This window comes from Sulfuricurvum sp. (assembly GCF_019163035.1).
GTDB lineage: Bacteria > Campylobacterota > Campylobacteria > Campylobacterales > Sulfurimonadaceae > Sulfuricurvum.
This window is the reverse complement of the sequence record NZ_JAFLKV010000038.1, coordinates 1-2,065: the sequence shown is the minus strand read 5'-3', so window position 1 is coordinate 2,065 and position 2,065 is coordinate 1. Positions and strand designations below refer to the sequence as shown.

Annotated in this window: 1 protein-coding gene and 1 pseudogene; both read right to left on the bottom strand. The window is 44.0% G+C overall.

Annotated elements, in window-relative coordinates:
* Positions 1-239, bottom strand: a pseudogene (locus JZU62_RS03480) (transcription elongation factor GreA); the annotation flags it as partial.
* A 50-nt stretch (positions 240-289) separates the two neighbouring features.
* On the bottom strand, positions 290-2,065 hold a 1,776-nt coding region (locus tag JZU62_RS03475; protein ID WP_295011934.1), incomplete at its 5' end, for a GGDEF domain-containing protein.

Sequence of the window (2,065 nt, the reverse complement as noted above, 5' to 3'; positions counted from 1 at the left end):
TCGCTCGGATCGACGATTTGCGCACGTGAAATCACCTCTCCCAGTTCAGAAATACGTGTTCCGATAAAGGCTTGTTTTTCACGCGCGGCGTGGTATTCGGAATTTTCTTTTAAATCTCCGTACTCTTTGGCACGGTCGATTTCGACATTAACTGCCGGCAAATCGATATTTTTAAGGGTGTTCAGTTCATCACTTAGACGTTGAAAACCGTATTTGGTCATGGGCTCTTTTTGTTCCACTGTTCGCTCCGCAGATTATAATTGTTGAGCATTATACCAAAGCTATCGTGTCAATAACCGATGATGCTCATGTGATTGGGCGATTTTTTTGCGGTTTTCTTCTCCATGGCAAAAGTACGTTGCAAATGCTCACTCGAAGTAATCGACGAACCGCTACCCATACGTATCACGACGGAGCTTACTCCCAAGAGTTTAAATTCTCGACTATTACCGTCTCTATCTTCGGCAACGATGCAACCGCGTTCGCGATCTGCGGGTTCGTAAAATGCCCGAACATCATCGCTAAAGGCAGCGATCAATTTTTCAATCTCACCGCAAATTTTTTCAAAGGTATGGGTCTCATCTATAATTGCCCCGACAAAAAAATCATCCCCTCCGATATGCCCTTTGAAATATTTACTGCATAACACTTTATGCATCAGTTCGGCAAAGAGTAAAATCACCCTATCTCCGTTGCGAAATCCGTAATAATCGTTGTAGGGTTTAAAATGGTCAAAATCAAAATAGACCAATACCGCTTCACACCCGCTATCAATCACATACGCGATGTATTCGTTAATCCTAAAATTTCCCGGCAATCGGGTGAGAGGATTTTCATCCCTCGCGCGGATCAGATTACGTTCATGTACGACCTCAATCATCTCACGCGCACTCAAATATCCGATATAACGAGAGGATTCCACGACCAAAACTCCCGGTGCGTTTTCAGACAAAGAGAAAAGTTCAATCATCGTCTCCAGAGGCATCGTCAAATCAACCACGGGAATCGGTTCGATATAGGTCTCTATTGCCGAGAGGTTGGAGGAACGGTTCTGCGTTAATGAGCGCCCATAAGGAGAGCAGGCAATCGCTTTGAGTTGATGTTCATGGATAATCCCAACCGGCTGCATAGCGGCATCCACAACAGGGACGAGAAACATCTCTTTGTTTTCATTCAATAAATCGAGCAATGTCTCCATCGAGGCACCCAGCGTAATCGCTTTGAGCGGTTCGAGCCGTTTTAAGACGATTTTTTGATTGCTAAGGGAGCGTTTTTCCTCCCTTAAATTCGTCGAGCTCGCGAGATACTTCTCGACAATGAGGGTACAATCCAGCGCCGGGCGCTGAATAAAATACCCCTGCACCAAATGACATCCGATCTCTTTACACACCAGAAGTTCCTGTTCCGTCTCAACTCCCTCTGCAATGACGCGGCTCCCTACTAGGGTAGAGAGTTGCACCATGTTACGAGCAAGGAGCTTCTTTTTCGGATCTTTGTCGATGGAGCTCAAAAAGAAACGGTCAATCTTGATGATGTTCGGAGCGCAATGATAGAGAAGTTTATACCCCGATTGCCCAATACCGAAATCATCAATCGCGATGCAAAATCCCTCATCACTATAGTGGTGCATCAACTTCGTAAAATGGTCAATATTGAGTATCTCATTTTGTTCAGAGAGTTCAAAAACAATCGCTTTGGGATCAAGATTGTGACGGCTAAGAAGACGATGGGTATTTCCTTTTGAAAAATCGGTCATTTCCAAAACGCGGTTATCGAGATTGTAAAAAAGTTTGAGGCTCTCATATCCCGAAATCGTACAAAATTTCTCAATCACTTTTTCGCGAAGACGCAAATCAAACGTATAGAGGATATCCTCTTCGTATAAGCGATCAAAAAACGATCCAATATCCTCAAAGCCCAAAGTATCAGTTCCACGGAGCAATGCTTCAACACCGAAAATAGCTCCAGAGTGGATATCAACAATGGGCTGAAATGCCACATCTAAAATGTCAAGATAGTGATGATAGAGGGGGTGTAGAGGTTCCATAATGGAGAGTATAAAACG